Here is a 6,433-nt window from a genome sequence, read left to right on the forward strand (position 1 = left end):
AATATCAATGCCATGAAAATGATGAAAACAATTCCGGCCCTTCCTGTTCAAAATATTGAAGAGTCCGTAAAGTTTTATTCTGAAAAATTGGGTTTCACGGCACCATATTATGACGACGGCTTTGCCAAGGTAGTCCGCGATGAAATTGAGATTCATTTATGGGCATCTTCGGATGAGAGCTGGAAGAACAAGGGCTTAGCCTTGGTTGCAGATCCAATTTGCAGTGGGGCCGAGAGCTTTCTGGCAGGCACGGCCAGTTGCCGGATTGAAGTCCAAGGTATTGATGAGTTGTATGAAGAATATAAAAAGCAAGGCGTTATATATGACGCCGAAACTGTTGTGGAAGGGCAACCATGGGGAGACCGGGAATTTCCGGCACTTGACCTCCATCGTAATCTGTTGACTTTTTATGAGGAGATTTAGAAAAGCCCAGGCCAACATTGAGCTTAAAGTAACGGGATCAAACTGTATCTTTTGATTTTGATGGGTCGGGTTGAATTAAAAGATAGTACAAAAAGCGCCACGGGTTTTGTGTAGCAAAGTTGGAGGGGTATAGATGAGGTTTTTCTTACAAATGGGCTGAAATACACGTTAAGCAACTAACTGTTTAGTTTTGGCTTTCTCAATGGCCGCAAACCCTTGCCTCCAAGATCCGGGTCAGCATTAAAGGAGTATTTCCCCAGCCGGTTGATATGTGCAAAATGGGCAGGAGAATAAACTCCAAGTCATTTTCGTCAATCTGGTAGCCGAGGGAACTCCCAGTAAATGAAGTCCCCTCTAACTGTCATTGCCAGTGAAATAAGATGTTATAATTCGCTACTATCCTCTATAAGTCGCTGTTGGTGCATTTTTCTTTACAGAGTCAATCCCATTGCTCATTCCCGAAAGGCTTTCATACATTTCGCTGCTTCCAATTACTTGGCCGTTTGCAGCTTTGAGATTGAAATAATATTTACCATTCGAAGAGGTCTTCTTGTCGTAACGATTGTCCTGCGATGAGTTTGTCTTCACTGACTCTATGCCATTCAAGCAAGCCGTCTTTGCTTTTGTAACCCTCACTGGTTAAAATGGTTTGACCGTTATTTGCCTTCAAATCAAATTGAAACTCGCCGATTCTTTCGGAGAATGATAACAAATTTGCTCATAGAAAATTGGGGTAAATAATAGTTTATTTTGAGAGATATTATTTCATCAGAACAGAACTACCTAATCCTTTTTTTGACGAAAGTTTTAGCCGGTTTGCAGCCTTGACAATCATAAATATCACCCAGGCAATGATCAAAAACTGAATTAGCACCTGAATAAAATTGCCGTATTTGATGGCCACCTCAGAGTGTTTTCTCCCACGGCGTCTTTAAGAACCATTTTGAGTTGTGTGAAGTCTACACCACCAATGATTACCCCGAGGATAGGATTGATGATATCTTCTACCAGAGAAGTTGTAATTTTGCCGAATGCAGCGCCAATCACTACCCCGACAGCTAGGTCGAGAACATACCCCTTGCGCGATAAAAGTCTTAAATTCTTTGAGCATAATTTAGGTAGGTAATGGTTAAAAAGGAAACAAAAAACTATGGAGAATCTGAGCGAACTGAACTTTGTTCGATTTGGCCCTCTATAAACCTTGATAGCCGGGACATTGACATATTTTGTCGATCCTACCCGATCAACTCGACATCCAAACGGGTGCATTGATATATAAGTTCTTGCATTCGATTGCCGTAATACAGCACACGCTTGTGTCAACACAAGAAATAGGGTATCGATTTATACTCACGTCCGGCCGACCGGCGAGCTGATATTTCATGTGACGGCTTCCCTGGCTCAATTTGAAAGCTCGCTGATCAGCCAAAGGGTCAAAGTCAGGCATGGCCAGGGCAAGAGCACAAGGGAAACGTATTTCACGGCCTCCATTGCCTATCCAGCAGCAACAGGAAATTTTTGAACTACAAAAACAAGGGCTTTCGATGAACAAGATTTCCAAGCGGCTCGGAATTGCTTGCGGAACCGTGTATAATTATGTCGGTAAACTAAAAACGTAGCGGCCGCGCTGCGGTTCCTTGGCGTATGTTTCCGCCCATTTGTAAGAAAAACCTCAAAAGACAGAAGCAAAATTTTATCTGATCAATATCAGCCCTTCCGGAAAGGAGCTCGAGGGCACCATCAGGCAATGATCCGGAGAAGCTTAAAGCCTTTGCGCGTGAGGTGATGAAGGAATATGCAGAAAATTTTAACAAAGGGCTGTCTGATAAGGATATCAAATATTATGGCAAGATCGAATAAAACCGGTATTACACTCACGAAGATCCAGAGGTAAAACAAGGTATCCGCAGACGCGGGGGAAGCAAAAGAGGGCGATCAGATGCATGCGCAGCTGATTGTAAGTCGTAAGACGGCAGACAATGGCCGTTTGATCAGCCCAATGACTAACCATCGAGGTAGTAACTCTGTGCATAGTCAAAAGTTCGGACAGTTTGACCGTATGGATTTTACAGAACGTTGTGAGCAAGCTTTTGACCGGACATTTTCTTATGGCCGTGAGCTTTGCGAAACCTTTCAATATCGCAAAGCGATGCTAAACGGATCAGCGATACAGCGTGCTGATATGATTGTCGCCGAGCGAAGCCACCAGGCTAAACAGGCTAAGGAGCAGAGTCAGGCGTTGGTGCAGAACAAAAGGGAAAAAAAAGAATTGGCGCAGTCAGAAATCAAAACTAAGCAGGAGCAGAAGAAAAGGAGAGGTTTGGGCTTCAGAAAAAGCGTAATAAACAATAAATAAGGCACCTTAAACTGTGCTGCTGACTTCCTCTTCAAATTTCAACCGCACAACGGGTAGTTGTATGTGAAAATATTGATATTGCATTTGGGAGAGGATACATTACTAATCACAACTTTTTCTCCGGCAAGATCCAATAATCCTGATTTCTCAAATGATGAACACGCTTAAAGAATCTTTTTTAGAATGAACCGAAGAACAAGTTTCAACGATCAGGATGATAAACTAGCGTCAGGCTATGTACACGTACGGGGTGCCCGTGAACACAATCTAAAAAATATTGACGTTTCCATACCAAGGGGCCAGTTGGTCGTTTTCAGCGGTGTCTCCGGATCGGGCAAGTCCTCGCTTGCTTTCGGTACGCTATTTGCCGAAGCCCAACGACGTTATCTTGAATCGGTTTCCCCTTATGCAAGACGCTTGATCGATCAGGTGGGAGTACCGGATGTAGATAGGATTGACGGTCTGCCACCCGCTGTAGCAGCTTCAGCAGCAACGCGGCACACCCAATGCACGTTCGACAGTAGGCAGCCTGACTACGATTTCAAGTCTTGTACGTATACTCTATTCGCGCGTTGGTAGTTATCCTGCACGCCAGACAATGCTCTATGCCGAGGATTTTTCCTTCAACACGCCGCAGGGGGCCTGTCCCCGCTGCCAGGGCATGGGACGTGTGCATACTATGACCGAGCAATCGATGGTCCCAGACCCATCGCTGACCATTCGCGAGCGGGCTATCGCCGCCTGGCCTACTGCTTGGGGCGGTCAGAACCTGCGTGATATCTTGGTATCGCTGGGCTATGACGTCGATATTCCCTGGAATGACCTGCCTGAAAAGGACCGGCAATGGATACTGTTTACCGACGAGCAGCCGACAGTGGCCGTCTATGCTGGACTTACCCGGCCGAAACACGCAAGGCCCAGCGGCTAGAGATGGAACCCAGCTATCAAGGTACGTTTAGTAGCGCCAAACGGAACCTGGAATATACCCTTGCCAATACCGAAAGCGCATCCATGCGCAAACGTGTCCTGCAGTTTATGATCAGCAGCCCGTGCCCGGTATGTAGAGGCAAACGTTTAAAACCCGAGGCGCTTTCGGTTACCTTCGCGGGCTATGACATAGCGGATTTTTCGCACCTCTCTCTTGAGCAGCTTGCAGAAGTTGTTAGGCCGGCTGCAGATGGAGAGCTTTCAGCAGATACGAACCCGTCCGAATCGCTCGTGAGCCGCGAAGTCGCAAAAGCCGCGCTGGATAAACGTGTGACAGAAGGCGGCTCGGCGCACAAGGCAGCCTCGGATGTGCGCCGCACGGATGATCTTTCGCTTGAAAAGCGCATCGCAGCAGAGCGCTTGTGCGGTGATCTTTTGGATCGCCTTACAACGCTCATCGATCTTGGCCTTGGTTACCTGTCGCTTGACCGCGGTACCCCTACGTGCTCCCCGGGTGAACTGCCAGCGTCTGCGTCTTGCGACCCAGCTCTCCTCGCAGCTCTTCGGCGTTATCTATGTGTTGGATGAGCCTACGGCAGGGTTGCACCCGGCCGACGGCCACGCGCTCTTCGATGCGCTGGACAGGCTCAAGGCGTCGGGCAACTCTGTTTTTGTGGTCGAACACGATACCGAGATGATGCGGCGTGCTGACTGGCTTATTGATGTTGGTCCTGAGGCTGGCAGCGCGGGGGGGCGTATCCTGTACAGCGGGCCGCCTGAAGGCCTTTCGGAAGTCAGCGAGTCCCGCACCCCGGCCCTGCCTTTTGACCAGGCTGCACAACCCGCTGCGGCAAACCGTTCCCCGAAAGGCTTTTTGCGCCTGGAAGGGGTCCCGCCGGAACAATCTCAATGGCGTTGATGTATCAGTTTCCCCTGGGTTGCTTTACCGCCGTAACAGGAGTTTCCGGATCTGGAAAATCCAGCCTTGTGAGCCAGTCTCTGATTGATCTGGTCGCAGAGCGCCTGGGCATCAGACGGGGGGATGCATACGAAGACGATCCAGAGGATGTGCAGGGTCGAAAAAACCATAGGCCGGTTGCGGGGCGATGTCGATGCGGTACACCGTCTTATCGAGGTGGATCAAAAGCCAATCGGACGAACGCCCAGGCCGGTCCAACCTGGCAACCTATACAGGCCTCTTTGATCATGTCAGAAAACTTTTCGCCGCAACGCCGAGAGGCACGCAGGAGGCATTACGATGCCGGGCGCTTTTCGTTCAACGTCGTCAAAGGGCGGTGCCCGACCTGTGAGGGAGAGGGACAAGTCGGCGTAGAGCTGCTTTTCATGCCGAGCGTGTATGCACCCTGTCAGACCTGCCATGGCACGCGTTACAACGACAAGACACTGGAAATTGACTGGAACGGCAAATCTATCGCGGATGTACTCGATATGACCGTTGACGAGGCCTGCGTATTTTTTGCCGGGGAAGCGCCAGTCTTGCGGTCCCTGGAAACACTCAGGGATATAGGTCTAGGTTATCTCAAACTTGGACAAAGCGCGACCGAGCTTTCCGGCGGTGAGGCCCAGCGTATCAAGCTCTCGACCGAGCTGCAACGTACGCAGCGCGGTTTAAGCCTATATACGTGTTAGACGAGCCGACCACAGGCCTGCATCCGCGTGATGTAGACCGTCTTCTTGTTCAGCTTAACCGCCTTGTAGATGCAGGCAATACCGTTATTGTCGTCGAGCATGATATGCGCACGGTCGCCCAATGCGATGCAACTGGGTCATCGACGTTGGGCCGGGGGCTGGAAGAAACCTTGGCGGCACTATTGTTGCGGCGGGCAAACCCTCCGTGATTGCAGCTTGTAAGGCAAGCCGTACGGCATCTTTCCTGGCGAACATACTGGAACCGGCGCAACGCAGAATGTAAGAAAATTAACTCTCAGACCATTTTCGGTTATGCCAGCCGGCGGCTATGAATTGAACTTCTCAAAAGGATAGGTAAACTGCATCAGTATCGCAGGCCAGCCACAAGGGAGTGAGCAGCACAAATAGTGATTTCTTTGCATGGTTTAAATGGGTTGGAGTTTAAAGAATGACAATACGTCTATTTCGCCCTGCCACGTCTTAGCGAAAAAAAATTAAAGGATTAGAATAATAAATACCAGTAGTATAATCCCAAAGATTAATGCATTAACTTTAATGCCACCCCATGATCCGGATTTTATCATTAACTTTATTTCATTTAAACTAATCAAACAGTTATGGTAAAATTGGCAATTCTGGCCAGACTCGAAGCTAAGCCAGGTAAAGAGCAAGACGTCGCAGATTTTCTCAAAGGTGCTTTGCCCTTGGCAATGGAGGAAATAGGTACTATCAACTGGTTTGCACTACAAATAGGCCCTTCCACATTCGGGATCTTTGATACATTCGAAAATCAGGAAGGCAGGGCGGCACATTTGGGAGGCGCTATTGCCAAAGCATTGATGGCAAATGCGCCGGACCTGCTTGCAGTTGATCCGGTCCTTGAAATGGTCGACTTACTGGCAGTCAAGTAAAACATTGAGTACTACCCTTCATAATAATTGTCACCCGTTGTGCGGTTGAAATTTGAAGAGAAAAAAGATTATGCATTTTACTGAAATTCAGTAAGTTAATATGGGTTCCAAACCGTATTAACCATGCACAATCTTAGAGCAATTTGGTTGCAACTATCTATTCGGG

Annotated in this window: 6 protein-coding genes and 4 pseudogenes; 7 read left to right on the top strand and 3 right to left on the bottom strand. The window is 48.3% G+C overall.

Translation table 11 applies throughout. From position 1 onward, the window contains the following. Positions 1–12 precede the first annotated feature (12 nt). On the top strand, positions 13–423 hold the full coding sequence (locus tag AC0IYG_RS22090; RefSeq protein ID WP_471713249.1) for a bleomycin resistance protein: 411 nt from the start codon (positions 13–15) through the stop codon (positions 421–423). A gap of 396 nt (positions 424–819) precedes the next feature. Here the strand turns inward: AC0IYG_RS22090 and AC0IYG_RS22095 are convergent, their stop codons facing one another. The 3 genes and pseudogenes from AC0IYG_RS22095 to mscL all read right to left on the bottom strand — a co-directional run bounded on the left by AC0IYG_RS22095 (position 820) and on the right by mscL (position 1,534). Beyond that, complete coding sequence (locus AC0IYG_RS22095) at positions 820–1,011, bottom strand: YegP family protein (protein WP_471713250.1); 192 nt, start codon at positions 1,009–1,011, stop codon at positions 820–822. Continuing rightward, positions 953–1,135, bottom strand: coding sequence for a YegP family protein (locus AC0IYG_RS22100; RefSeq protein ID WP_471713251.1), 183 nt, complete (start codon positions 1,133–1,135; stop codon positions 953–955). Before AC0IYG_RS22100 ends, AC0IYG_RS22095 begins: the two co-directional genes overlap by 59 nt. 48 nt (positions 1,136–1,183) lie before the next feature. Further along, positions 1,184–1,534, bottom strand: a pseudogene (mscL, locus tag AC0IYG_RS22105) (large conductance mechanosensitive channel protein MscL). A gap of 273 nt (positions 1,535–1,807) precedes the next feature. On the opposite strand from mscL, the gene AC0IYG_RS22110 reads away from it, so the two are divergent. The 6 genes and pseudogenes from AC0IYG_RS22110 (at position 1,808) to AC0IYG_RS22135 (ending at position 6,267) form a co-directional block, all read left to right on the top strand. Continuing rightward, a complete protein-coding gene (locus AC0IYG_RS22110) occupies positions 1,808–1,945 on the top strand; it encodes a hypothetical protein (protein ID WP_471713252.1) in 138 nt (45 codons plus the stop codon). Positions 1,946–2,099: 154 nt separating this feature from the next. Then, positions 2,100–2,153 (top strand): annotated as a pseudogene (locus AC0IYG_RS22115) (hypothetical protein); the annotation flags it as partial. After that, positions 2,128–2,283, top strand: a complete 156-nt coding sequence (locus AC0IYG_RS22120) for a DUF5712 family protein (protein ID WP_471713263.1) — start codon at positions 2,128–2,130, stop codon at positions 2,281–2,283. The pseudogene AC0IYG_RS22115 and the gene AC0IYG_RS22120, both read left to right, overlap by 26 nt. Before the next feature lie 58 nt (positions 2,284–2,341). Further along, positions 2,342–2,779, top strand: a pseudogene (locus AC0IYG_RS22125) (DUF5712 family protein); the annotation flags it as partial. 183 nt (positions 2,780–2,962) lie between these two features. Next, positions 2,963–5,639: pseudogene (locus tag AC0IYG_RS22130) on the top strand (excinuclease ABC subunit UvrA). Positions 5,640–5,973: 334 nt separating this feature from the next. Further along, positions 5,974–6,267 (top strand): putative quinol monooxygenase, encoded by a 294-nt coding sequence (locus AC0IYG_RS22135; protein ID WP_471713254.1) that lies wholly within the window; start codon positions 5,974–5,976, stop codon positions 6,265–6,267. The last annotated feature ends 166 nt before the right edge of the window (positions 6,268–6,433 follow it).

It is taken from the genome of Dyadobacter sp. AC419 (genome assembly GCF_979253085.1).